Annotated in this window: 22 protein-coding genes, 1 other RNA gene and 1 pseudogene; 16 read left to right on the forward strand and 8 right to left on the reverse strand. The window is 63.3% G+C overall.

What is annotated here, in order from left to right; translation table 11 throughout:
- The first annotated feature begins 126 nt into the window (after positions 1 to 126).
- Positions 127 to 897 (forward strand): DUF1013 domain-containing protein, encoded by a 771-nt coding sequence (locus tag QO034_RS12560; protein ID WP_284485884.1) that lies wholly within the window; start codon positions 127 to 129, stop codon positions 895 to 897.
- A 144-nt stretch (positions 898 to 1,041) separates the two neighbouring features.
- Here QO034_RS12560 and recR read toward each other — a convergent pair whose 3' ends face one another.
- The 3 genes and pseudogenes from recR to QO034_RS12575 form a co-directional block, all read right to left on the reverse strand.
- Complete coding sequence (gene recR / locus QO034_RS12565; protein WP_284485885.1) at positions 1,042 to 1,635, reverse strand: recombination mediator RecR; 594 nt, start codon at positions 1,633 to 1,635, stop codon at positions 1,042 to 1,044.
- An 87-nt stretch (positions 1,636 to 1,722) separates the two neighbouring features.
- The gene (locus QO034_RS12570; RefSeq protein WP_284485886.1) at positions 1,723 to 2,067 is read right to left on the reverse strand and encodes a YbaB/EbfC family nucleoid-associated protein; all 345 of its coding nucleotides are present in this window, start codon (positions 2,065 to 2,067) and stop codon (positions 1,723 to 1,725) included.
- A 116-nt stretch (positions 2,068 to 2,183) separates the two neighbouring features.
- Positions 2,184 to 3,959 (reverse strand): annotated as a pseudogene (locus tag QO034_RS12575) (DNA polymerase III subunit gamma/tau); the annotation flags it as partial.
- Between the two features lie 169 nt (positions 3,960 to 4,128).
- Here QO034_RS12575 and ypfJ point away from each other — a divergent pair.
- Positions 4,129 to 4,965, forward strand: a complete 837-nt coding sequence (gene ypfJ, locus QO034_RS12580; protein ID WP_284485887.1) for a KPN_02809 family neutral zinc metallopeptidase — start codon at positions 4,129 to 4,131, stop codon at positions 4,963 to 4,965.
- Between the two features lie 84 nt (positions 4,966 to 5,049).
- On the opposite strand, the gene ffs is transcribed toward ypfJ, so the two are convergent.
- Together ffs and QO034_RS12590 are read right to left on the reverse strand one after the other, a co-directional pair.
- Positions 5,050 to 5,148: signal recognition particle sRNA small type (gene ffs, locus QO034_RS12585), an RNA gene on the reverse strand.
- A 52-nt stretch (positions 5,149 to 5,200) separates the two neighbouring features.
- Entirely contained in the window at positions 5,201 to 7,096 is a 1,896-nt protein-coding gene (locus tag QO034_RS12590) for a bifunctional 2',3'-cyclic-nucleotide 2'-phosphodiesterase/3'-nucleotidase (protein WP_284485888.1), read from the reverse strand.
- Between the two features lie 243 nt (positions 7,097 to 7,339).
- Here QO034_RS12590 and nudC point away from each other — a divergent pair, with 243 nt between their 5' ends.
- Both nudC and QO034_RS12600 read left to right on the forward strand, forming a co-directional pair.
- A complete protein-coding gene (nudC, locus tag QO034_RS12595; RefSeq protein WP_284485889.1) occupies positions 7,340 to 8,323 on the forward strand; it encodes an NAD(+) diphosphatase in 984 nt (327 codons plus the stop codon).
- 36 nt (positions 8,324 to 8,359) lie between these two features.
- On the forward strand, positions 8,360 to 8,827 hold the full coding sequence (locus tag QO034_RS12600) for an SRPBCC family protein (protein WP_284485890.1): 468 nt from the start codon (positions 8,360 to 8,362) through the stop codon (positions 8,825 to 8,827).
- Between the two features lie 21 nt (positions 8,828 to 8,848).
- Here QO034_RS12600 and QO034_RS12605 read toward each other — a convergent pair whose 3' ends face one another.
- A complete protein-coding gene (locus tag QO034_RS12605) occupies positions 8,849 to 9,682 on the reverse strand; it encodes a prephenate dehydratase (RefSeq protein ID WP_284485891.1) in 834 nt (277 codons plus the stop codon).
- Between the two features lie 120 nt (positions 9,683 to 9,802).
- Here QO034_RS12605 and QO034_RS12610 point away from each other — a divergent pair, with 120 nt between their 5' ends.
- The 5 genes from QO034_RS12610 to QO034_RS12630 all read left to right on the forward strand — a co-directional run bounded on the left by QO034_RS12610 (position 9,803) and on the right by QO034_RS12630 (position 16,188).
- Positions 9,803 to 10,303 carry a c-type cytochrome gene (locus QO034_RS12610; protein WP_284485892.1) on the forward strand — a complete coding sequence of 167 codons (501 nt, stop codon included), beginning with the start codon at positions 9,803 to 9,805 and terminating at the stop codon, positions 10,301 to 10,303.
- Between the two features lie 214 nt (positions 10,304 to 10,517).
- Positions 10,518 to 12,413: an extracellular solute-binding protein gene (locus tag QO034_RS12615; protein ID WP_284485893.1), complete on the forward strand. Its 1,896-nt coding sequence runs from the start codon at positions 10,518 to 10,520 to the stop codon at positions 12,411 to 12,413.
- Positions 12,414 to 12,422: 9 nt separating this feature from the next.
- Positions 12,423 to 13,508, forward strand: coding sequence for a microcin C ABC transporter permease YejB (locus tag QO034_RS12620; protein WP_284485894.1), 1,086 nt, complete (start codon positions 12,423 to 12,425; stop codon positions 13,506 to 13,508).
- Complete coding sequence (locus tag QO034_RS12625) at positions 13,508 to 14,614, forward strand: ABC transporter permease (RefSeq protein WP_284485895.1); 1,107 nt, start codon at positions 13,508 to 13,510, stop codon at positions 14,612 to 14,614. Before QO034_RS12620 ends, QO034_RS12625 begins: the two co-directional genes overlap by 1 nt.
- The gene (locus QO034_RS12630; protein WP_284485896.1) at positions 14,611 to 16,188 is read left to right on the forward strand and encodes an ABC transporter ATP-binding protein; all 1,578 of its coding nucleotides are present in this window, start codon (positions 14,611 to 14,613) and stop codon (positions 16,186 to 16,188) included. The genes QO034_RS12625 and QO034_RS12630 overlap by 4 nt, the downstream gene beginning before the upstream one ends.
- Positions 16,189 to 16,211: 23 nt before the next feature.
- Here QO034_RS12630 and hemN read toward each other — a convergent pair whose 3' ends face one another.
- Positions 16,212 to 17,567 (reverse strand): oxygen-independent coproporphyrinogen III oxidase, encoded by a 1,356-nt coding sequence (gene hemN / locus QO034_RS12635; protein ID WP_284485897.1) that lies wholly within the window; start codon positions 17,565 to 17,567, stop codon positions 16,212 to 16,214.
- Positions 17,568 to 17,626: 59 nt separating this feature from the next.
- On the opposite strand from hemN, the gene fnrL reads away from it, so the two are divergent.
- The 3 genes from fnrL (at position 17,627) to QO034_RS12650 (ending at position 20,197) form a co-directional block, all read left to right on the forward strand.
- Positions 17,627 to 18,370 (forward strand): transcriptional regulator FnrL, encoded by a 744-nt coding sequence (gene fnrL / locus QO034_RS12640; RefSeq protein WP_284485898.1) that lies wholly within the window; start codon positions 17,627 to 17,629, stop codon positions 18,368 to 18,370.
- Positions 18,371 to 18,554: 184 nt separating this feature from the next.
- Positions 18,555 to 19,877, forward strand: a complete 1,323-nt coding sequence (locus QO034_RS12645) for a serine hydroxymethyltransferase (RefSeq protein ID WP_284485899.1) — start codon at positions 18,555 to 18,557, stop codon at positions 19,875 to 19,877.
- Between the two features lie 65 nt (positions 19,878 to 19,942).
- Entirely contained in the window at positions 19,943 to 20,197 is a 255-nt protein-coding gene (locus QO034_RS12650; protein WP_284485900.1) for a GlsB/YeaQ/YmgE family stress response membrane protein, read from the forward strand.
- A gap of 52 nt (positions 20,198 to 20,249) precedes the next feature.
- On the opposite strand, the gene QO034_RS12655 is transcribed toward QO034_RS12650, so the two are convergent.
- Complete coding sequence (locus QO034_RS12655) at positions 20,250 to 21,089, reverse strand: universal stress protein (RefSeq protein WP_284485901.1); 840 nt, start codon at positions 21,087 to 21,089, stop codon at positions 20,250 to 20,252.
- A gap of 196 nt (positions 21,090 to 21,285) precedes the next feature.
- On the opposite strand from QO034_RS12655, the gene ccoN reads away from it, so the two are divergent.
- From ccoN to ccoP, 4 genes are read left to right on the forward strand one after another with little or no spacing between them, the layout of a single operon-like run.
- Positions 21,286 to 22,893, forward strand: coding sequence for a cytochrome-c oxidase, cbb3-type subunit I (ccoN, locus tag QO034_RS12660; protein ID WP_284485902.1), 1,608 nt, complete (start codon positions 21,286 to 21,288; stop codon positions 22,891 to 22,893).
- A gap of 37 nt (positions 22,894 to 22,930) precedes the next feature.
- Positions 22,931 to 23,698: a cytochrome-c oxidase, cbb3-type subunit II gene (gene ccoO / locus QO034_RS12665; protein WP_284485934.1), complete on the forward strand. Its 768-nt coding sequence runs from the start codon at positions 22,931 to 22,933 to the stop codon at positions 23,696 to 23,698.
- A 9-nt stretch (positions 23,699 to 23,707) separates the two neighbouring features.
- Positions 23,708 to 23,893 (forward strand): cbb3-type cytochrome c oxidase subunit 3, encoded by a 186-nt coding sequence (locus QO034_RS12670; protein WP_284485903.1) that lies wholly within the window; start codon positions 23,708 to 23,710, stop codon positions 23,891 to 23,893.
- On the forward strand, positions 23,890 to 24,759 hold the full coding sequence (gene ccoP / locus QO034_RS12675) for a cytochrome-c oxidase, cbb3-type subunit III (protein ID WP_284485904.1): 870 nt from the start codon (positions 23,890 to 23,892) through the stop codon (positions 24,757 to 24,759). Before QO034_RS12670 ends, ccoP begins: the two co-directional genes overlap by 4 nt.
- Positions 24,760 to 24,784 lie beyond the last annotated feature (25 nt).

A 24,784-nucleotide genomic window follows, 5' to 3' on the forward strand; every position in this document is an offset into this window, starting at 1 on the left:
GTGGCCCGACTATATACACCGCAAGTTCCCCGACAACGGTAGCCCGCCTTGAGAGCCAAGGCCGCCTGCGCAGCCAGGCAGCGGGAAAGATATGCGTCGGGTTCGGATGACAAAGGAGATGAGCACATGGCCAAGCCGATCATGGCACGAGCGACCGCAGTCTGGCTGGTCGACAACACGACGCTGACGTTCAAGCAGATCGCCGATTTTGTCGGCATGCACGAACTGGAAGTGCAGGGCATCGCGGATGGCGACGTGGCCGTTGGTGTCAAGGGGTTCGACCCGATCACCAACAACCAGCTGACGCAGGACGAGATCGACCGCGCCGAAGCCGACCCGCTGCACAAGCTGAAACTGAAATTCAACGCCGCCGCCGTCGGCGAGGAAAAGCGGCGCGGTCCGCGCTACACGCCCCTGTCCAAACGCCAGGACCGCCCGGCGTCGATCCTGTGGCTGGTGAAGTTTCACCCGGAACTCAGCGATGGGCAGATCAGCAAGCTGGTGGGCACCACCAAGCCGACGATCCAGGCGATTCGCGAACGCACGCACTGGAACATCTCGAACATCCAGCCGATCGACCCGGTTGCGCTGGGGCTGTGCAAGCAATCCGAACTGGACGCGATCGTGCAGAAGGCCGCCGCGAAAAAAGCCGCCGAGGGCGCTGTGATGAGCGATGACGAGCGTCGCAAGCTGGTCAGCACGGAACAGTCGCTGGGCATGGACACCGAACCCAAGATCCCGACGGCGATCGAAGGGCTTGAAACCTTTACCCTGGGCGGGTCGATGGACGTGGTGGAAGACGACGAAGACGAGGACGACACCCGGCTTGTCGACGCGGACAGTTTCTTCAACCTGCCAGCCAGTGACGATGAAGAGGACGATCAGCCGCTCGTCTGACGCGGCCTGACAGAACTGAATGCCGGGAAAGCTCCGCTGTCAAAGTGGGGCTTTTCGCATTTCTGACCGGCGCATCCCGATCTTCGCACCGGACGCCGGAGCCGCACCGGCGAAACGGCTGCATCCGCCCGGACCGGGGCGGGATCAGATGTCCTTTCGGGCGTTCATCGCCGCGGTGATCGTGCCGTCGTCCAGATAATCCAGTTCGCCGCCGATCGGGACACCCTGCGCCAGCGACGTGACACGGACGCGACCGTCCAGTTGATCCGCGATGTAATGGGCGGTGGTCTGCCCGTCGATGGTCGCATTCAGGGCCAGGATGACCTCGCTTATGTCTTCGCTGGTGACCCGGTCCAGAAGGCGTGGAATCCGGAGCTGTTCGGGGCCGATGGAATCGAGCGCCGACAGGGTTCCGCCGAGCACATGGTATCGTCCCCGGAACACGCCCGACCGTTCCATCGCCCAGAGATCGGCCACATCCTCGACGATGCAAAGCTGGCCGGTGGCGCGTTTTTCGGACTCGCAGATATCGCAGATATCCGCCGTTCCGACGTTGCCGCAGTTCAGGCATTCCCGCGCGGTTTCGGCCACCCTGCACATGCTGTCCGCCAGCGGGGTCAGCAGCAGGGCCCGCTTGCGAATGAGATGCAGAACCGCCCGACGCGCCGACCGGGGACCAAGGCCGGGCAATTTCGCCATCAGCTCGATCAGGTTATCGATCTCTTTCGCGCCGCTCACCTGTGGGACTCCTGCGGCGCGGGACATGCGGCCGGATCGGTGCGGTGGGGGAAACCGTCTGCCGTGATGCGCGCGGTCATGGCGGGTCTAGAACGGCAGCTTCATGTCCTTGGGCAGCCCCATGCCCTCGGTCAGCTTGCCCATCTCTTCCTGCGCCTTGTCGCTCGCCTTCTGCTGCGCGTCCTTGATCGCCGCGAGGATGAGGTCTTCAACCACTTCCTTGTCGTCGCTGTTGAAGATCGACGGGTCGATGTCCAGCGATTTCAGTTCGCCCTTGGCGGTGCAGACCGCCTTGACCAGCCCGGCGCCGGATTCCCCTGTGACCAACAGGTTGTGCATGTCTTCCTGCAACTGGGCCATCTTGGCCTGCATTTCCTGAGCGGCTTTCATCATCTTGGCCATGTCGCCAAGACCACCGAGTCCTTTGAGCATGTAGAGTCTCCTGGTTTGCGTTCGGAACAGATACGTCCGCGGGCGGCGCGCCACAAGGCCCGCGGCGCGGGGCAATATCCGCGCGGCCGGTGCCGGTCCGCGGGCGGAGGGCACGGCTAACCGTCCTCGAAAGGGTCCCATTCGTCGTCGACTTCCGGCAGGGCCTCGGCTGTGACGGTCGCGGCAATTTGTTCCGGTGTCCTGATTTCGGTGATCCGCGCCTCGGGAAAGCGCGACAGGACCGCTTTGACGAGCGGGTGTTCCGACGCCTGGGACTTCAACGCGGATTCTTCGGCGTCCCGGACTGCCGCGATTGTTGGCGCGCCGCCATCCGACACGACGCTGACCCCCCAGCGCTGGCCGGTCCAGGTCTGAAGCCGGCCGCTCAGTCGCTGCGCGAGATCCTGCGGAGCCTCATCGGTCGGAGCGAACTCGATCCGGCCGGGCCGGTAGCTGACCAGTTGCAGGCAGGTTTCGACCTCCACCAGCAGTTTCACATCCCGGTTTGCCCGGATCAGTTCGATCGCGTGGTCGAAGGTCGGATAGCGGGCCAGCGCCGTATCCGGTGCGGCGGCCGGCGCGGCCTGCGCGCTCCACTGGCCATGGGCGCGGGCCGAGGCGACAGCCGAGGCCCCCCCGCCCGCCGCAGGCGAACTTGCGCCTTGCGCAAGGCCATCCGGGCCGCCATGCGAAGGCGGGGGGTCATCCTGCAATCTGCGGATCAGCTCTTCGGGGCTTGGCAGGTCGGCCACATGCGTCAGGCGGATGATCGCCATCTCCGCCGCCATCATCGCGTTGGGCGCCGCCGCGACTTCCTCCAGCGCCTTCAGCAGCATCTGCCACATGCGCGCCAGGACCCGCATCGGCACCTTCTCCGCCAATGCGCTGCCACGCGACCTTTCATCCGGCGCGATCGTGGGATCGTCGGCGGCACCCGGCGTGATGCTGACGACCGACACCCAATGGGTGATTTCGGCCAGGTCGCGCAGCACGGCGACCGGGTCCGCGCCCTCTGCATACTGGGCGCCGAGTTCGGTCAGGGCGCCCGCCGCGTCGCCGCGCAGGATCATGTCCATCAGGTCCAGCACCCGGCCCCGGTCCGCCAGGCCCAGCATCGCGCGCACCTGATCGGCGGTGGTTTCGCCGGCGCCGTGCGATATCGCCTGGTCCAGCAGCGACGTCGCATCGCGCGCCGATCCTTCCGCGCCGCGGGTGATCAGCGCCAGCGCGTCACCCGAAATTTCCGCCCCTTCGGCATCGGCGATCCGGCGCAGCAGGGCGACCATGTCCTCCGGCTCTATCCGGCGCAGGTCGAACCGCTGGCAGCGGGACAGCACGGTGACGGGAACCTTGCGGATCTCGGTTGTCGCAAAGATGAACTTCACGTGTTCCGGCGGTTCTTCCAGCGTCTTCAGAAGCGCATTGAACGCATTGACGCTGAGCATGTGCACTTCGTCGATGATGTAGATCTTGTAGCGCGCGCTGGCCGCCCGGTAGCGGACGGAATCGATGATTTCCCGGATGTCGCCGACACCGGTGCGGCTGGCGGCATCCATTTCCATCACGTCCACGTGGCGGCCTTCCATGATCGCCACGCAATGTTCGCACTGCCCGCAAGGCTCGGTGTTCGGTCCGCCGGTCCCGTCCGGCCCGATGCAGTTCATCCCCTTGGCGATGATCCGGGCGGTGGTCGTTTTCCCGGTTCCGCGAATCCCGGTCAGAATGAAGGCCTGCGCGATTCGGTCCGCCGCGAAGGCGTTCTTCAGCGTGCGCACCATCGCGTCCTGGCCGACCAGGTCGGCAAAGGTTTCGGGCCGGTACTTCCGGGCCAGAACCTGGTAGGCGGCAGGGCGTGTTTCGGTCATGGGCTGTCCCGTCGGATTCGCGTTCCGGTGAAACGTAGAGCGCCGCGCCGAAGACGTCCACCGGCCTTCCGGTGTAAGGGGCGCCGGTCAAGGCTAAACCGGCAAGATGCCGGATTGTCCGGTGCGGGAAGTTTTGGTGCCGGGCCGATCCCGTGATACGCTGAACCGACAGTGGCAGCGGTTCCGGAGAAAGCAGATGCGATTGCGAGGTGTGCGCGGCAGCAGGAATGTCGAGGATCGCCGGGGAATGCGCCGTGGCGGGGCCATCGGCGGCATTGGCGGAATCGGTTTGCTGCTGGTCCTGGCGATCGGGTATTTCACCGGGATCGACGTGTCGCCCCTGGTCACGCAGCAGCCGGTCGCGGCCAGCCGTCCCTATGTGCCGACAGCCGAGGAAGAACAGGCGGCGGAATTCGCGTCGCGGGTCCTCGCCACCACGGAGGAGGTCTGGACCGCCGTGTTCCGCGACCAGTTCAACGCCACCTATACGCCGCCGGTGCTGGTCCTGTTTTCCGATGTCACGCAAAGCCCCTGCGGCGGCGCGTCCGGCGCAACCGGCCCGTTCTATTGCCCGCTGGATCAGAAAGCCTATCTGGACCTCGCGTTCTTCGCCACCTTGTCCGAAAGACTGGGCGCGCGCGGCGATTTCGCCGCGGCCTATGTCATCGCCCACGAGGTCGCGCACCATGTGCAGAACCAGGTCGGAATCCTCGGGCAGGTCGATGAGGTTCGCGCACGGGCTTCGGAGCAGCAAGGCAACATGCTGACGGTCCGGCTGGAATTGCAGGCCGATTGCCTGTCCGGCATCTGGGCACGCTCGGTTCAGGGGTTGATGGAACGGGGCGATCTCGAAGAAGCCCTGAATGCCGCGCGCATGATCGGGGACGACCGATTGCAGCGCCAGGCCGGGCGCATTCCGCAGCCTCACACGTTCACCCACGGAACCTCCGCCCAGCGGTCCGGCTGGTTCCAGCGTGGCTTCGATGCCGGGCAGGTCGCCGCGTGCGACACGTTCGGCGCCGATGGCCTGTAGGGTAAGGGAAGACCATCCTGCGCGCGATCCGCGCCCGGAATCTGGAACGCTGTGGCCTTGCCGGCGATTGCCTGACAAGGTCTTTGGTGAGAGGTTGGACATCGACCCAAGCGTGGCTCGTTGTGGCTGCTTCCTTCCGGATCTGACCAGGTTGGCGAGGCGCTCGCCCGCGCCAACCTCTCGCATCTGCATATATGCGCCGTGTCTGAAAGATGCAACCGGTTCGATCCGGGACTCAGAGCGGGATGTCCAGTTCCAGAAACCCGTCCCGCGTCAGCCCGCGGACCGAAATGCCGCGCGGTTTCAGTTCCGCCAGATGCGCCTCTGCCCCCGGACCGGTGAGGGCGGCGACGGATGCGCCCGCCATCGGGCAGAAGCCCCAGGGGGGCGGGGCGCGATGCAACGGCTCGTCGCCGGACGGCCCGGCCACGAACTGCCGGATCGCGTCGCGGACCGACAGCGACGGCAGCTTGATCCGTTCCGCGCCGGCCAATGCCGCGAACGGACCGCCGCCATTGGCGCGAAAGCTGTTCAGCGCGACGGCGAACCTGTCGTCCGGCTGCACCGGGGTGCCGTTGCAGGTCACGTTCCGCAACCTCCGGCCGCCGGGACCGCGCAGGGTTCCATCCGGGAAGAACCGCGCGGGGGCGGACAGGTCGATCTGGTAGCAAAGCCCGTGCATCACGTCGAAATCGTGGCCGGGCATCGCGGTGTCCACCAGGTCTTGTCCCGTCTTTCCCGGACCGACCTGGCGGAACAGGCTTGCCGACATCTCGATCCAGTCCAGCAGCTGCGCGCCACTGACCAGAACCGCCGCCAGCTCGTTGGGAAAGACGTGAAGGTCGGCCACGTTGCGCAGCGATATCTCACCGGCGGGCACGTCGGTGTAGAACCCCGGCCCGGACCGGGCGCCGAACTTGCCGGGCGACGCGGCCGACAACAGCGGCAGGTCTTCGGCCGGGCTGCCGGCCAGCAAGGGGCGCAGGGCCGCCGCCTGCGCCGCCGCGACAAGCGCAAGGGCGCGATCCGGGGCGAAGAAGGTGAAATAGCTGTGCAGGTCTTGTGCGACGCGCCCCACCGGTTCGTCCATCAAGGCCCTGGTCCGCGCGTGGCTGTCCGCCATCAGGCGGACTAGCGCGGGGTCTTCCCGCACCGTCGCTCCGGCCCGTCCCGAAGGCGCGCGCCGCACGATCGGGCGCAGCGTGCATTCGAACCCGGCGGGTCTCCATTTCCGGTCTTCGGAGGCGATCAGTTCCAGGTCGATGATCCCCAGGTGGGACCCGAAAGTGCCCGCCATGACCGCGGGTTTTCCGTGAACGGCGCCCCTGTCCGGATCGACATGCGGCAAGCCGCCGTGATCCGGCCCCGGCAGCCGAAGATGGGTATGCCCGGCGATTACCGCGTCGATCCCGTCCACAGCGGCGAGCGGGAGCGCGGCGTTTTCAAGATCCGGGTGGTCCGTGGCGGAAGAAAACCCGGTATGCGCCAGTGCCAGGATCAGATCGCAGCCCGCCGACCGGAGTTCGGGCACCCATCTGCGCGCGCTCTCGACGATGTCGTCGGCCCGGATCCTGCCTTGCAGCACATGAGCGTCCCATTTCACCGTCTGCGGCGGCACGAAAGACAGAACTCCGATCCGGATCGGCCAATCCCGGTCGCCGCTGCGCAGGGTCCTGTCCAGAAGTGCGAAGGGGCTGAAACCCGGCGGGCTTTCCGGCGAAACCGGGCTGAGGTTGGAATTCAGAACCGGGCAGGGGGCTTGTTCAAGCGCCTGCGTCAGCGGCTTCAGCCCGAAGTTGAAATCGTGATTGCCCAGGCCGATGGCGTCATAGTGCAGCTGGTCAAAGGCGCGCATCAGCGGATGCGGTTTGCCGGGGTCTGCCGCCGCGGCTTCGGCCAGGGGCGAACCCTGCAGCCCATCGCCATTGTCAAACAGCAGAACGAGCCTGCCGTCGCGTTCGGCTTCGGTGCGCGCCTGGTGAATAAGTGTCGCGGTGCGGGTCAATCCGACCGTCGGATCTGCGCGGTCGGCGTAATAATCGTAGCTGGTCAGGTTCATGTGCAGGTCGGTTGTCGCCAACAGCCGAAGCCGCGCGCGCGCACCTGCGGGCGGCCGACAGGGTTCAGCCACGCTTTTGATCCGTTTCTGTCAAGAGCAGAGAGTTCATGACCGCGCCCATACACGTTAAAGCGAGTATTCTGCTTGATAATTCAATCAAAACACGAGCGAAGGGAATGAAAAACCGTTAACATATGAGAGTTTGTGTCAGGGTGACGTTGGAGGGCGTCAGATCCTTCGGGGGATTGCAACAGATGGCTGGCTCCGGGCGGTCCGATAAGGTAGCTCACTGGAAGGCTTGCGAAGAGGTGTGCGATGAAGCTGGCGGAAAAGGTGACGTTTGGCGGGTCCGGCCTGGACCGGGCCGCGCACATGCGGGGTGATCCGGCGCGGATCGCCGAAGCCATGGAGCATCCCCAGGCCGCCGCCGTCGTGATGTGGCGGGGCAAGCCGCTCGTTCTGGGTCCGGATCTGGATCGGCTGGCGTTGATCCCCATGGACCATCCGGTCCTGATCGAGGATCGCGGCGGCAACGGGAACGGCTCGGTGTTTCTCGGGGTCGCGGCGGAGGGTGCGCCGCTTTTCGCCTGCGACATTTCGGATTGGGAACCGGAGGCGCTCGACGCGGCGGCGCTGGGAATGTTCCTGGACCCGTCCGAACAGGTCCATCCCGACCTGCCTGACGCGAGCGTCTTTGCCGAACTGCGGCGGATCATGACGCGCCTTTCTCCGGTGGACGCGGAACTGGCGGCGACCGCCAAGGCGATCCTGGGCTGGCACGGCAGTCACCGGTTCTGCGCGCGGTGCGGCGCTGAAAGCCTTGTGTCCCACGCGGGATGGCAGCGCACCTGCCCGGCCTGCCGGTCGCATCATTTTCCGCGCACGGACCCTGTCGTCATCATGCTGATAACATATGGCAATTCGGTTCTGATGGGGCGGTCTCCCGGATGGCCGAAGGGAATGTATTCGTTGTTGGCTGGATTCGTCGAGCCGGGCGAAACGCTGGAAGCCGCGGTGCGCCGCGAAGTGTTCGAGGAAGCGGGGATCAGGGTCGGTGCGGTCACGTATCTCGCCAGCCAGCCATGGCCGTTTCCCGCGTCGCTCATGTTCGGCTGCGCCGGGGCCGCGCTGGACCGGCAGATCCTGATCGATCCCACCGAGATCGAGGAAGCCATCTGGGTCAGCCGCGACGAGATGATGACCGCCTTCGCCGGCGACCATCCGTTCCTGAAACCGGCGCGCAGGGGTGCGATCGCCCATTTCTTGTTGCAGAACTGGCTTGCGGACAGGTTGGATTAGGCGGACAGTCCGGCGACGCGCATTACTGGGACTTTCATGCAGTTTTCGAGCAAGGAAGACATCGACGCGCCCATCGAGCGGGTGTTTGTATTGCTTTCGGACTTCGAACTGTTCGAACGTTCCGCGATCCGGCGGGGGATCGACGTCCGGAGGTTGACGGAAATCACCCAGCTTGCGGCAGGCGCCGCCTGGCAGGCGGATTTCAGGATGCGGGGCAAGCCGCGCCGGATGAGGCTCGAACTCGTTGTCCACGAACCGCCGCATGCCATGGTGTTCGCCGGGGATTCACAGGGGATAGATACGCGGCTTACGCTGGATCTGATCGCCCTGTCGCCGAGGCGGACCCGAATGGCCGTGGTTCTGAACCTCACGCCCAAGACCCTGTCCGCCCGGCTGATGATCCAGTCGCTGAGACTGGCGAAAGCCAACCTGAGCAAGCGGTTCAAGCTGAAGGCCGCGGAATATGCCAGGTCGCTGGAAAACCGGGCCCAGCGGTCAGGTTGACCTGCGGAAACTCGTCCCGGCTCAGTGCCGGCCCGGGTCGGCCGGGTAGACGCCGAGAATTTCGACGTTGGTCGTGAAATAGCCGAGCTCGTCCAGCGCCAGTGCGACGTTGTGATCGTCCGGGTGGCCTTCGATGTCGGCGTAGAACTGGGTGGCGGTGAAGGATCCGTCAACCATGTAGCTTTCCAGCTTGGTCATGTTCACGCCATTGGTCGCGAACCCGCCCATGGCCTTGTAGAGCGCGGCCGGGATGTTGCGCACCTGGAACACGAAGCTGGTGATCATTCCATGCTTTCCGCGCGGGGTCCGGTCGGCGTTGGGCGACATGATCAGGAACCGCGTGGTGTTGTTGGAATTGTCCTCGATGTGAGAGGCCAGCGGATCCAGCCCGTAGATCTCGCCCGCCAGCGGGCTGGCAAGGGCGGCGAGACTCCGGTCGGCCTTTTCCGACACGTGCCGCGCCGAACCGGCGGTGTCGGCGCCGACCACCCGGTGAATGCCGTGCTTTTGCAGGAAGGACTTGCACTGACCCAGCAGAACCGTGTGGCTCATCGCGTGGGTCACGTCGGCCAAGGTGGCCCCCGGAGCGCCCAGCAGGTTGATGTGGACCCGGACAAAGGCTTCTTCGATGATATGCAGCCCCGATTGGGGCAGCAGGGTATGGATGTCCGCGACCCGTCCATAGGTCGAGTTTTCGACCGGCAGCATCGCAAGATCCGCCTGCCCGTTCCTGACCGCGTCAATCGCATCCTCGAAGGTGCGGCAGGGCAGCGCCTCCATTCCGGGGCGGGCGTTCCGGCAGGCCTCGTGACTGTAGGCGCCGGGCTCTCCCTGAAAGGCAATTCTGTTGGTCATGAGGCGGTTTTCCATGCAAAAGGTTCAGAATGGGCGATTGGTCGCGGTGTCTATACCTTGCCAGAGCCAAGGGGAAGGCTTAGACAGCCGCGCAAACGGATGAAATGGACACGCGACCAAATGGATACGATGACCTTTACCAAAGCGGCTGCCGGTGTGCTCGGCGCCTTCCTGATTCTGCTGATGGGCAAGTGGGCCGCAGACGTGCTGTTTTCCACCGGAGGCCATGGCGAGCAATCCTTCGTGATCGAACTGGAAACCGACGAACCGGCCGAGGAAGTCGCGGAAGTCAGCTTTGACGAGCTGATGGCCTCTGCCGATGTCGAAAAGGGCGCCAGCGTGTTCAAGAAGTGTTCGGCCTGTCACAAGCTGGAAGACGGCGCCAACAGCACTGGCCCCTATCTCTATGGCGTCGTGGGACGTCCGGTGGCGAGCGCCGAGGGATTCGGCTATTCCGATGAGATGGCCGGCCATGGCGGCGAATGGACGCCGGAGCATCTGAGCGAATTCCTGACCAAGCCGAGCGACGTGGTGCCCGGAACGACGATGAGCTTCGCGGGTCTGAAAAAGGTCGAGGATAGGGTCAACCTGATCGCCTATCTGGACAGCCTGGACAACTGATCCGGCCCGTTCGTTGCGTTTTCAAAGCCGCTGTCGCCGACAGCGGCTTTTTTCTTGCGCCGCCGCGCCAAGACACGGGACATCGGGAAACCAAAGGATGCGCCCGGACACAGAAAGCTTACATTTTCTCAACTTGAATGTTGGCGCACCGCGGCATTAGCTTACATCGATAGAAATCAGCCGATCAGTGACCCTGAAGATGAAGGAATTCCCGATGAGCCAAAGTCTCGCCATGCGCGCGATCCGTTCCCCGAAAAGTCAGCGGGTTATCGCGCTTGCGGTGTTGATGCTTGTCGGGTTCGCGCAACTGGTCGCGGCGGAAGAAAAGATCATCAAGAGCCACGGCTTTTCCGAATTCGGCGAACTGAAATATCCCGAAGGCTTCGCGCATTTCGACTATGTCAACCCGGATGCGCCGAAGGGCGGTGAACTGAGCTATGCCGCGCAGGGCACGTTCGACAGTTTCAATCCCTTCACCCGGCAGGGACGGGCCGGCGCGCGATCCGCGGATCAGTATGAATCGCTGCTGTTCCCGTCCTATGACGAACCCGCGTCCTATTACGGGCTCGTGGCGAAGAGCCTGGAGTATCCCGAAAGCCAGGACTGGGTCATTTTCAACATGCGTCCCGAGGCCCGGTTTTCCGATGGCAGCCCGGTGACGGCCGAAGACGTGGTGTTTTCCCACAACCTGTTGCTGGACCAGGGGTTGCAGTCCTATGCCGAGGCGGTCCGCAAGCGGATCCCCAAGGCCGAGGTGCTGGGGCCGCACCGGGTCAAGTTCCACTTCGCGCCGGACATTCCCCGCCGCGCGCTGATTACCCAGGTCGGCGGCACACCGATCTTTTCAAAGGCCTGGTTCGAAGCCGACCCGGAAAACCGGACCCTGGACAAGCCGCGGATGGAACCGGGGATCGGCTCCGCGCCCTATGTGCTGGATAGCTATGACATCAACCGGCGGGTGGTCTACAAACGCAACCCGGATTATTGGGGCGACGCGATCAACGTGAATGTCGGGCGCAACAACTACGACACGATCCGGATCGAATATTTCAGCGATTCCATCGCGGCGATGGAAGCCTTCAAGGCCGGTGAATTCACGTTTCGCCAGGAAAACAACTCCAAGAGCTGGGCGACCTCCTACGATTTTCCGGCAATCTCGGCGGGACATGTGGTCAAGGAAGAACTGATCGACGGCGATGTGCCGACGGCGTCCGGGTTCGTGATGAACATGGATCGCCCGCAATTCGCCGACCCTCGGGTGCGCGAGGCGGTGCAACTGGCGTTCAACTTCGAATGGACCAACGAGAGCCTGCAATACGGCCTGTTCCAGCAGCGCCATTCCTTCTGGGAAGGCACGCCACTGGAAGCCAGGGGCCTGCCCGAAGGCCGCGAACGCGAAGTGCTCGAAGCGCTCGGCGACAAGCTCGATCCGGCGATCCTGACTTCGGAGCCCGTGATGGCTCATTCCAGCGCCGCCGACCGGCAGAACGACCGCCGCAACCTGCGCGCCGCGATGAAGCTGCTGGACGAAGCCGGCTGGACCGTGGGTAATGACGGGGTGCGCCGCAATGCCGACGGCGCGACGCTGAAGATCGAATTCCTGTCCGACGATCCGGTGTTGGACAGGATCGCCATGCCTTTCGTCGACAACCTGAAGACCATGGGGATCGAAGCCAGCTACAACCGGATCGACAATGCGCAGTTCACCCTGCGGCGCCGCGAACGGGATTTCGACATCATCTCTGGCGCTTACCGGACATCGTTGCAGCCTTCGACGGGGCTGTATCAGCAATACGGCATGGAGGCGGCGGCGTTTTCCGTGTTCAACCCGTCCGGCGTCAACGGGCCTGACATCGAAGCCCTGATCGACAATATCGTGGCCGCGACCGAAGGCGACGAACTGACCGCCAATGCGCGTGCGCTGGACCGCGTGCTGCGTTCCAAGCGGTTCATGGTGCCGACCTGGTATCTGGGCAAGCATTGGGTCGCCTATTGGGACATGTATGACTATCCGGAAAACCTGCCGCCCTACGCGCTGGGCGTCGAAGACCTCTGGTGGATCGATGCCGACAAGGCGGCTGCGCTGAAATCATCCGGCGCGTTGAGGTAACGGCACTTCATGGGAGCCTATATCGCAAGACGCCTGCTGTTGGTGATTCCGACGCTGCTGGGCATCATGATCATCAACTTCACGCTGGTGCAGTTCGTCCCCGGCGGCCCGGTGGAACAGATCATCGCCCAGATGGAAGGCGGCGGCGACGTGTTCGAGGCGTTTTCCGGCGGTGGCGCGGATGTAGAAACCCAGGCGACGGCGACAAGCGACCGCTATGTCGGCGCGCGCGGGCTTCCGCCCGAATTCATCGAGGAACTGGAGCGCGAGTTCGGGTTCGACAAACCGCCGCTCGAACGGTTCCTGAACATGTTGTGGAACTATGTTCGGCTGGATTTCGGCGAAAGCTATTTCCGCTCGATCAGCGTGATCGACCTGGTTCTCGAAAAGATGCCGGTGTCGATTTCGCTCGGCCTCTGGTCCACCTTGATCGCCTATATCGTGTCCATCCCGCTCGGCATCCGCAAGGCGATCCGGGATGGCAGCGCGTTCGACACCTGGACCAGCGGCGCGATCATCGTCGCCTATGCGATTCCGGGGTTCCTGTTCGCCATCCTGCTGCTGGTGATGTTTGCTGGCGGATCCTACTGGCAGATCTTTCCGCTGCGCGGGCTGACCAGCGACAACTGGAGCGACCTGAGCCTGCTGGGCAAGATCGGGGACTATTTCTGGCATATCGCGCTGCCGGTGATCGCCAGCACGATTTCCGCCTTCGCGACGCTGACCCTGCTGACCAAGAACAGTTTCCTGGACGAGATCAAGAAACATTACGTCATGACCGCGCGCGCCAAGGGGTTGAGCGAACACAAGGTGCTCTATGGGCACGTCTTCCGTAACGCCATGCTGATCGTGATCGCGGGGTTTCCGGCGGTTTTCATCGGGGTGTTCTTTTCCGGCTCCCTGATCATCGAGACCATCTTTTCGCTGGATGGTCTGGGGCGGCTCGGGTTCGAGGCGGCGGTGGCGCGGGACTATCCGGTGATCTTCGGAACCCTGTTCATCTTCGGGCTGATGAGCCTCGTGGTCGGCATCCTGTCCGACATTATGTACGTACTGGTCGATCCCCGGATCGATTTTGAAAAGAGGGAAGGCTGATGGCGCTTTCTCCGTTGAACGCGCGGCGCTGGCGGAACTTTCGCCGGAACGGCCGGGCCTACTGGTCGCTCTGGATCTTCGCGGTGCTGTTCGGCCTGTCGCTGTTTGCCGAATTCATCGCCAACGACAAGCCGATCCTCGTGCTGTATCGCGGCGAATTCCATACGCCGATCTTCAATTTCTACCCGGAAACCGCCTTTGGCGGCGATTTCCAGACCGAGGCGATATATCGGGACCCGGAGGTGCAGTGCCTGATAGCGTCCGGGGGGCTTGAGTCCTGTTTCGACGACCCCGAAGGGATCATGCGACAGGCCGGGACCGGCGTCGTGGACGGTGAGCCGATCGAAAAGGGCTGGGCGATCTGGCCGCCGATCCGCTATTCGTTCAACACCACGGTGGATCGGCCCGGTGCGGCCCCCTTGCCGCCCAACGGGCAGAACCTTCTGGGGACCGATGACACCAAGCGCGACGTGCTGGCCCGTGTCATCTATGGCTTTCGCCTGTCGATCCTGTTCACCCTGATGGTGACGGGCGCGGCGAGCCTGATCGGCATCGCGGCCGGGGCGGTGCAGGGGTATTTCGGCGGCTGGCTGGACCTGATCTTTCAGCGGATCATCGAAATCTGGTCCGCGACCCCGTCGCTCTACGTGATCATCATCATGTTTGCGATCCTGGGGCGCAGTTTCTGGCTGCTGGTCTTTCTCATGGTCCTGTTCAGCTGGACCGGGCTTGTCGGCGTCGTGAGGGCGGAATTCCTGCGCGCGCGCAACCTGGAATATGTGCGCGCCGCCAAGGCGCTGGGGGTCGGCAACACCACGATCATGTTCCGGCACATGCTGCCCAACGCGATGGTCGCGACCCTGACCATGCTGCCCTTCATCGTGACCGGAACCATCGCGGCGCTGGCGAGTCTCGATTTCCTCGGCTTCGGCCTGCCGTCCTCGGCGCCGTCGCTGGGCGAACTGACCTTGCAGGCGAAACAGAACCTTCAGGCGCCATGGCTTGCCTTCACCGCGTTTTTCACCTTTGCCATCATGCTGTCCCTGCTGGTGTTTATCTTCGAAGGCGTGCGGGACGCGTTCGATCCAAGGAAGACGTTTTCATGAGCCTGCTCGAAGTGCGCGACCTCAAGGTTTCGTTTCGTCAGGACGGAACGACGACGCTTGCGGTGAAAGGCGTGTCCTTCACGCTGGACAGGGGCGAAACCCTGGCCTTGGTCGGGGAATCCGGATCCGGAAAATCCGTTACCGCCCTGTCCACCGTTTCGCTGCTGGGGGACAGCGCCCATGTCGAAGGGTCCGTGACCTACGACGGGCAACAGATGATCGGCGCGTCGGACCGGCTGCTGCGCGACGTGCGCGGCAATGACATCAGTTTCATTTTCCAGGAACCGATGACCTCGCTCAATCCGCTGCACACGATCGAAAAGCAGCTGACGGAGTCGCTGGCGCTGCACCAGGGCCTGGCCGGAGAGCCGGCGCGGGAGCGGATCATCGAACTGCTGACCAAGGTCGGGATCCGTGACCCGGAAACCCGGCTGGACGCCTATCCGCACCAGCTTTCCGGCGGGCAGCGGCAGCGTGTGATGATCGCGATGGCGCTGGCCAACAAGCCGGACATCCTGATTGCCGACGAACCGACGACCGCGCTGGATGTGACCATACAGGCGCAGATCCTCGACCTGCTGGCCGACCTGAAGGCCCAGGAAAACATGGGCCTGCTGTTCATCACCCACGATCTGGGCATCGTGCGCCGGGTCGCGGACAAGGTCTGCGTGATGAAAGGCGGAGAGATTGTCGAATCCGGCCCGACGGCCGAGCTATTCGACAACCCCCGGCATCCCTACACAAGAATGCTGCTGGCCGCGGAGCCGTCCGGGCAACCCGACCGCGTGCCCGAAGACAGCGAAACCATCGCCAGCACGGAAAACCTCAAGGTGTGGTTCCCGATCCAGCGCGGGTTCTTCAAGCGCACGGTCGGCTATGTAAAGGCGGTGAACGACGCCTCGCTGTCGGTGCGGGCCGGTGAAACGGTCGGCATCGTCGGGGAATCGGGATCGGGCAAGACGACGCTGGCGCTGGCGATCATGCGCCTGATCGCGTCCGAAGGCCGGATCGTCTTTCGCGACCAGGACCTGCGCCGCTGGACGACGCGGGAGTTGCGCCGCCTGCGCGCCGACATGCAGATCGTGTTCCAGGACCCGTTCGGCAGCCTGTCGCCACGGATGACCTGCCAGCAGATCATCAGCGAGGGGCTGGCGATCCACAAGGTCGATCCAACGCGGGACAAGCGCGAACTGGTGGCCGAGGCGATGCGGGAAACCGGGCTGGACCCAGCCACGATGGATCGCTACCCGCACGAATTTTCCGGCGGGCAACGCCAGCGTATCGCCATCGCGCGGGCCATGGTGCTGCGGCCGAAATTGCTGGTGCTGGACGAACCGACAAGTGCCTTGGACATGACGGTCCAGGTTCAGATCGTCGATCTTCTGCGCGACTTGCAACGAAAATACGGGCTGGCCTATCTGTTCATCTCGCACGATCTCAAGGTCGTTCGCGCGATGAGTCACAAGGTCATCGTGATGAAGCAGGGCGATGTGGTCGAATACGGGAGCGCCGAGGCCCTGTTCGAGCGGCCGCAGACGGAATACACCCGGACCCTGATTGCCGCGGCCGGCTGATTGCCGGTCGCGAAATCCTGGGGTCAGATGGCGGAACTGTGTCCCGCCTTGCTCAGATCATAGGCGTCAAAACTGCGCGCGATGATTCGCGTCAGGGGCCGCGCTTCGGGCGGAATGCACAGCCCGTCCTGGGTCAGGGCCACGACCCCCGGAAATTCACCGCTGCATTTGGACAGCATCTCGTTCAGCTCCTGACGGCTGATGTCGAAGTGGGACGTGATCTCGTCCGCGTCGATGCGGAAATCGCACATCAAGGCTTCGATCAGCCGTGAGCGAAGCTTGTCCTGACCCTTGAAGCGGTGCCCGCGCGAGGTCGAGAAACGCCCCGCCCGGATGGCCGATGTATGCGCCGAGGTGGCGGGGGCGTTCTGCGCGAAGCCCTGCGGAAAGCGCGAGATCGACGAGGCGCCGACACCGATCAGCACATCGGACGTGTCATCGGTATAGCCCTGGAAATTCCGCCGGAGCTTGCCAAGCCTTTGCGCCCGCGTCAGCCCGTCTTCCTGCGTGGCGAAATGGTCGATTCCGATCTCTTCGTAATTGTCCCACAGAAACAGTTTTCTGGCTGTTTCGAAAAGGGCGAGACGTTCTTCGGGCGTGGGCAGCGCTTCGGACGGAATCAGCTGCTGCCGCTTCGCCATCCACGGAACATGCGCATAGCCGTAAAGCGCGACGCGATCCGGGTTGAGCGACAACAGCTTCTGCACGCTTTCCGTCATCTTTTCCTGTGTCTGGTGCGGCAGGCCGAACAGGATATCCGCATTCAGGCTGGCGATGCCCCGGTCGCGAATCATGTCGATCGCCTCGCGGGTCACGTCATAGCCCTGGATGCGGCCGATGGTCTGCTGGATCTCGTCGTCGAAGTCCTGGACACCGATGGAGGCGCGATTGAGCCCCGCCGCCGCCAATGCGTCAAGCCGCGCGGCGTCGATCTCGTTGGGGTCGATCTCGACCGAAAACTCGGCGTTCTCCCCGAGTGGCGCGACCTCGGCGATCGAATCGGCGAGTTCGGTCATCATCGAAGGATTCAACAGCGTCGGCGTACCGCCGCCCCAATGCAGCCGCGACAGGGTCACGCCGCGCGGCAGAACCTGTTTCAGCAAGGCCAGTTCCGCCTTCAGCGTTTCCAGATAGGCGCGAACCGGGGCATCGCTTTGGGTGCCCTGCGTCCGGCAGGCGCAGAACCAGCACAGACGCCGGCAGAACGGCACATGGATGTAAAGGGAAATGGTGCCGTTTTCGGGGACCTGCGAAATCCAGCTCGAGAACAGATCGGATCCCACATCGTTCCCGAAATGGGGCGCTGTGGGGTAGCTCGTGTAGCGGGGCACCTTGGCGTCAAAGAGTCCCAGCTTGGCCAATTGAGGTTTCATCATCATCCGTTTAAGGTATTTGAGATGCTCCTTCGGAATCCTTGACCCAGATCAAGTGTAAGAAAATGAACGCACCAGGCCAGACGATATCTCCGAGTTGTTCAGACTGTCCCATCCGGCACAGGGCCGTCTGTGCGCGTTGCGACAGCGAAGAACTGGAGCAGCTGGAAGCGATCAAGTATTACCGCAGCTTCGAAGCCGGCCAGACGATCATATGGTCTGGTGACAAGATGGATTTCGTCGGTTCGGTCGTGTCCGGCATCGCGACGCTGACGCAGACGATGGAAGACGGGCGGACCCAGATGGTCGGCCTGCTGCTTCCGTCCGATTTCGTCGGCCGGCCGGGACGGGACGGCGCCGCCTATGACGTCGTCGCGACCACGGATATCGTCATGTGCTGTTTCCGCCGCAAGCCGTTCGAACAGTTGATGGACGCGACCCCGCATATCGCGCATCGCCTGCTTGAAATGACGCTCGATGAACTCGATGCGGCGCGGGAATGGATGCTCGTTCTTGGCCGCAAGACGGCGCGGGAAAAGATCGCCAGCCTGCTCAGCATCATTGGCCGGCGCGACGCGTCGCTCGGCACGAACGGGTCCAGCGGGCCGATGGTCTTTGACCTGCCCCTGACGCGCGAAGCCATGGCGGACTATCTCGGCCTGACTCTGGAAACCGTCAGCCGCCAGATGTCGGCGCTGAAGAAGGACGGTGTCATCCGGCTGGAAGGCAAGCGCCATGTCACGATTCCGGATATGGGCCGCCTGATGGAAGAAGCCGGCGACGACAGCGACGGCGGCGTCTTCGGCTGACGGCGGGCACGGCGAACGGCCCCTCCGGCCGGATTCTCCCTCGCGGCGGTTTCACCTGTCCTGCCTGCGCGCCAAGGGCAAGACGTCATGGAAAAACAGGACCCGCCCCCGTTCCACCCCCGATATCCGGTTTGCCAGCAACATGCGTAACGTGTCATCTGGGATGGCACCATTGGAGTTCGCCATGCCACATCTCTCTTCCCGCCCCTGGGTTCCGCCCCTTTGCCAGGCGCGCGTTCAGGATATCGCCAGTCGTCTCGACGGGCAGACGTCCTTGGCCATCGGCCAGAGGATCGATGACCTGATCGATTTGAACAGGCGCATTCACGACGAAGACTGTTTCAACCTGAACCCGGCGACGAACGTGATGAACCCGCGCGCGGAGGCGGTGCTGTCCGAGGGATTGGGCAGCCGCCCGTCGCTGGGCTATCCGGGCGACAAATACGAGATGGGGCTGGAAGCGATCGAGGAAATAGAGGTGATCGCAGCCGAACTGGCGGCACGGGTGTTCAACGCCAGCCATGCGGAAATCCGCGTCGGCTCCGGGGCGCTGGCCAATCTCTACGGGTTCATGGCCCTGACCCGACCGGGCGATGCGATCATTGCGCCTCCGGCCTCGGTGGGCGGGCATGTGACCCATCACGCGGATGGGTGCGCCGGTCTCTACGGGCTCAAGACGCACCCGGCGCCGGTGCGGGCGGATGGGTACACCGTCGATCTGGAGGCTCTGCGGGACATGGCGCTGCGCCTGCGTCCGAAGCTGATCACCATCGGCGGCAGCCTGAACCTCTTGCCGCATCCGGTCGGGGACGTGCGGGCCATCGCCGATGAAATCGGTGCGCATGTCCTGTTCGACGCTGCCCATCAATGCGGAATCATCGCCGGCGGGGCATGGGCCAACCCGTTGGACGAAGGGGCGCATCTGATGACCATGAGCACGTACAAGAGCCTCGGAGGTCCGGCGGGCGGTCTGATCGTCACAAACGATGCGGGTATCGCGCAGAAACTGGATGCCATCGCCTTTCCGGGCATGACCGCGAATTTCGATGCCGCCAGGACAGCCGCGCTGGCGGTGTCGTTGCTGGACTGGGTCGACCACGGCCCCGCCTACGCGCGGGCCATGATAGATCTGGCGCAGGCGCTGGCCGCAGAACTGGAAGACGCCGGACTGCCGGTGTTCCGGACCCCTCGGGGGCCGACCCTGTCACACCAGTTCGCCATCGAGGCGGCGGCATTCGGCGGCGGGCAGGCGGCATCGAAAACCCTGCGCAAGTCCGGGTTTCTTGCCTGCGGGATCGGGCTTCCGATACAGGAGGTCGCGGGCGACATGAATGGTCTGCGGATCGGAACGCCGGAACTGGTCCGGCGCGGCGTCACCCCCGCGGATGCGCCGCGCCTTGCCGCGCTGATCGCCCAATCCCTGCGCAGCAATGCCCCCGAATCCATCGCACCGCGAACCAGGGACTTGCGGTCTGAATTCCGGGGTCTGCACTACGTGCGGCACTGAACGCGCCGCTTGCATTGGAATCAAACCGGTGCGACTCTCGATGCGTGAAAGCAAAGGAGTGACGCATGCAGTTTGGTAGTATCATCGCGATGTTGCTCATCGGCGCCATCGCCGGATGGCTGTCGGGAAAGCTGATGAAAGGCCGCGGCTTCGGCCTCATCGGAAATATCATCGTCGGGATCGTCGGCGCGTTCCTGGCGGGTCTGATCTTTCCGGCCCTGGGCTTTTCCGTTGGCGGCGGAGTGATCGCATCGATCTTCCACGCTACCCTGGGCGCGGTCATCCTGCTGTTCCTGATCGGCCTGATCAAACGCGCCTGATCCGGTGCGCCATGGCGCACCGGATGATGTCCCGAACGGATCGTTCCGGTCTTCAGTGCGCCATGAAGACCGGGACCGTCGCCTTTTCGAGCATGTTGCGGGTCGCACCGCCCAGGATGGCTTCGCGGAAACGCGAATGCCCGTAGGCTCCCATCACCATCATGTCCGACGAGGTGTCGATGGCGTGACGGTTCAGGACATCCGACACCCGGTTCATCGTCTTGCTGAGAACGTCGATTTCGCAGTTCACGCCGTGCCGTGCCAGCATCTGCGACAGCATGCCTCCGGGATCGGACCGTTCCGGGCCATGAGTCGGAGGGTCGATCACGACGATGCGGACGATTTCCGCGGCCTGAAGGAACGGCAGGGCGCGGCGAATGGCCGTCATCGCCTCGACGCTCTCGTTCCAGGCCACGAGAACCGACTTCGGCCGGCTCAGCGGTTCGTGATCGTCCGGCACCACGAGAACCGGCGAATGGCCTTCGAACAGCGCGGCCTCCACAATGGGTTCGATCTCTGCGCCGCGGTTGTCGCCATAGGGGCGGGGCATCACGACGAGATCCGAGAACCGCGCGTGGTGGGCGACGTGCCGGCCCAAGTCGGCGATCTGGGCGACCCCGTTCTCGGCGGAAAACCGGATTCCCGATTTTCCAAGAAACTCATTGGCATAGGCCAGAAGTTCCTCTGCTTCCGCATTCGCGCGGGTCAGCGTCTCCTGGAGCACCATGGCGTTGGCGCCGGCATAATAATATCCGGTCTGCGTGCGGTCCACGCCCAAACACAGAGCTTCGGCATGCGCATCCTGCGCTTCGGCCAACGCGACAAGCTGCCTGAGCGGCGCCTCCGCGATTTTCTGATCCGTTATTACCGTCAGTAGCGATTTGTAAGCCATTTGGACCCCATGGTTTTTCGACGTGCCCGGTTACAAGAGAACTCCGGGGCGTTGTCGCAAAAGGACTGTCACAGAATTGCGGCGATTGTCTTGATGCAGATCAAGGCGGTTTCCCCCCCCGTTTTGCATCAAGCCTTCAGACTAAACATGTCCGCGCGATGCAGGAATCGCGCAGGACACGAAAGAGGGACGCAAAATGTCGAATTATATCAAGCTTATCGCGCTTGGTCTGATCACGCTGGTGGCGATGATCGGGATCAACTACGCGCGTGATACAGCTTACATGGTTCACGCCATCATCGTGATGCTCGTGGCCGGTGGGTTGTTTCTGCATACCGTGCGGCGCACTGACGAACCGGCGATGGCCGGAGCTCCGCAGAACGAATATTTTGATTCCGTGGTGCGCGCCGGTGTGATCGCGACGGCCTTCTGGGGCGTCGTCGGATTTCTCGTCGGCACCTTCATCGCGTTTCAGCTGGCCTTTCCGCAGCTCAACTTCGACTGGCTGCACGGATACGGAAACTTCGGACGTCTGCGGCCGCTGCACACGTCGGCGGTGATTTTCGCGTTCGGCGGCAACGCCCTGATCGCCACGTCCTTCTTTGTCGTTCAGCGCACCAGTGCCGCGCGTCTCTGGGGCGGCAACCTCGCGTGGTTCGTGTTCTGGGGCTATCAGCTGTTCATCGTGCTGGCCGCAACGGGCTATTTGCTCGGGGCGACCCAATCCAAGGAATATGCGGAACCGGAATGGCATGTCGATCTGTGGCTGACCATCGTCTGGGTCGCCTATCTGGCGGTGTTCCTGGGCACGCTGATCAAGCGGAAAGAGCCGCATATCTACGTCGCCAACTGGTTCTATCTGGCCTTCATCATCACGGTTGCGATGCTGCATGTGGTCAACAACCTGTCGATCCCGGTATCGTTCTGGGGCAGCCGGTCGATCCAGCTGTTCTCGGGTGTTCAGGACGCCATGACGCAATGGTGGTATGGGCATAACGCGGTGGGCTTCTTCCTGACGGCCGGGTTCCTGGGCATGATGTACTACTTCGTGCCCAAGCAGGCCGAGCGCCCGGTGTACAGCTACAAGCTGTCGATCATCCACTTCTGGGCACTGATCTTCCTGTATATCTGGGCGGGACCGCACCACCTGCACTACACGGCGCTGCCGGACTGGGCCTCGACCCTTGGCATGGTGTTCTCGATCGTGCTCTGGATGCCGTCCTGGGGCGGCATGATCAACGGTCTGATGACGCTGTCGGGGGCCTGGGACAAGCTGCGCACCGATCCCGTGATCCGGATGATGGTGATCTCGATCGGCTTTTACGGCATGTCCACCTTCGAGGGTCCGATGATGTCGATCCGCGCGGTGAACTCGCTGTCGCATTACACCGACTGGACCATCGGTCACGTGCATTCCGGTGCGCTCGGCTGGAACGGCATGATCACCTTCGGGGCGCTCTACTACCTGGTGCCGGTCCTCTGGAAGCGGGAACGTCTCTACAGCCTGCAATTGGTCAGCTGGCATTTCTGGCTCGCCACCATCGGCATCGTGCTTTACGCCGCGTCGATGTGGGTGACGGGCATCATGGAAGGCCTGATGTGGCGCGAAGTCGACGCCAACGGATTCCTCGTGAACTCCTTTGCCGACACCGTGGCCGCCAAGTTCCCGATGTATGTGGTGCGCGGTCTGGGCGGGGTTCTGTTCCTGACCGGTTCGATCATCATGTGCTACAACCTTTGGATGACTGTAAAGCGGTCGCCGGCCAAAGAGGCCAGCCTCGCCGCCGCGGTCCCGGCAGAATAAGGAGGGTTCGGACATGAACTCCAAGGACAAGACCCCCATGCCGGCCTCCGCCACGGGTGCGGGCGCCCGTCCGAAGCGTCTCAGCTTTCTGGACAGGCACAAGATCATCGAGACCAACGCCACGTTGCTTCTGATCCTCAGCTTTCTGGTGGTGACAATTGGCGGCATCGTCCAGATCGCGCCGCTGTTCTGGCTGGAAAACACGATCGAAGAGGTCGAGGGCATGCGTCCCTATTCGCCTCTCGAACTGACCGGACGCGAAATCTACGTTCGCGAAGGGTGCTATGTGTGCCACAGCCAGATGATCCGCCCGATGCGGGACGAGGTGGAACGCTATGGGCATTACAGCCTCGCGGCCGAGTCCATGTATGACCACCCGTTCCAATGGGGCTCCAAGCGCACGGGGCCGGACCTGGCGCGTGTGGGCGGACGCTATTCCGACGACTGGCACCTCGATCACCTGCGGGATCCGCAGTCTGTGGTGCCGGAATCGGTGATGCCGAAATACGCCTTTCTCGAACGCAAGCTGATCGAGCCGACCTATATCGAAGACCTGATCAGGACCCAGCGCTTCGTGGGCGTGCCCTACACCGACGAGATGATCGAGAGCGCGGCTGCCGACTTTACCGCCCAGGCGGACCCGGACAGCGACTATGACGCCATGCTGGAACGGTATCCGGGGGCGCAGGTGCGCAATTTCGACGGCCAGCCGGGCATTTCCGAAGCCGACGCGCTGATCGCCTATTTGCAGATGCTGGGCACGTTGGTCGATTTCTCGACCTTCACGCCGGATGCGAGCCGGTAGGAGGATGTGATGGAAGAATACACGTTCCTGCGGCAGTTCGCGGACAGCTGGATGCTGCTGCTTCTGTTCGCCGTCTTCGTTGGGGTCGTCTTCTGGGTTTTCCGGCCGGGCAGCAGCAAGACCCACACCGACTCCGCGAATATCCCGTTTCGCAATGAAGACAAACCCGCCACATCCAAGGAGGCGCGGAAATGAGCAAAGTTCCTGAAAAGCTAAAGGGCGATCCCGAAACCACTGGCCACAGCTGGGATGGTATCGAGGAATTCAACAATCCCTTGCCTCGCTGGTGGCTCTGGACCTTCTACATCACGATCGTCTGGGCCATTCTCTACACGATCGCCTACCCGGCGTGGCCGATGATCAGCAGGGCGACCCCGGGCATTCTGGGATGGTCGACGAGGGCCGATATCGCCGAGGAAATCGCGGCCGCCGAAGAGGCCAACGCCGCAATCAACACGAAGCTCGCAAGCGTCGAACTGGCTTCGATCGCGGAGGATGCGGGACTTTCGACCTATGGCGTGTCCGCCGGTGCCGCCGTGTTCCGGACCTGGTGCGCGCAGTGCCACGGATCCGGCGCAGCCGGCGCCGTGGGATATCCCAACCTGCTGGACGATGACTGGCTGTGGGGCGGCGATATCGAGGCCATTCATGCCACCATCGCCCATGGCATCAGGAACGAGGAAGACGCCGATGCCCGGTATTCGGAAATGCCGGCTTTCGGCCGCGACGAACTGCTGGAACCGGCCCAGATCGACGAGGTCGTGAACTTCGTGATGTCCCTGTCCGGAGAGCCTGCGGACGCCTCCAGGGTCGAGGCCGGCGCCGTGGTGTTCGAGGAAAACTGCGCCGCGTGCCACATGGAAGACGGAACCGGCGACCGTGAACAGGGGGCTCCAAATCTGACGGATGCCATCTGGCTCTATGGGGGCGACTACGATTCACTGGTTGAAACCGTGACGCAGAGCCGCTTTGGCGTCATGCCGTCATGGACGACTCGTCTGAGCGAGGCTGAGATCCGTGCGGTCGCGACATATGTCCACCAGTTGGGCGGCGGCGAGTAACCGCATACGAGAAACTCTCCGGCGG

It is taken from the genome of Sedimentitalea xiamensis, from assembly GCF_030164465.1.
GTDB classification, from domain to species: Bacteria; Pseudomonadota; Alphaproteobacteria; order Rhodobacterales; family Rhodobacteraceae; genus Sedimentitalea; species Sedimentitalea xiamensis.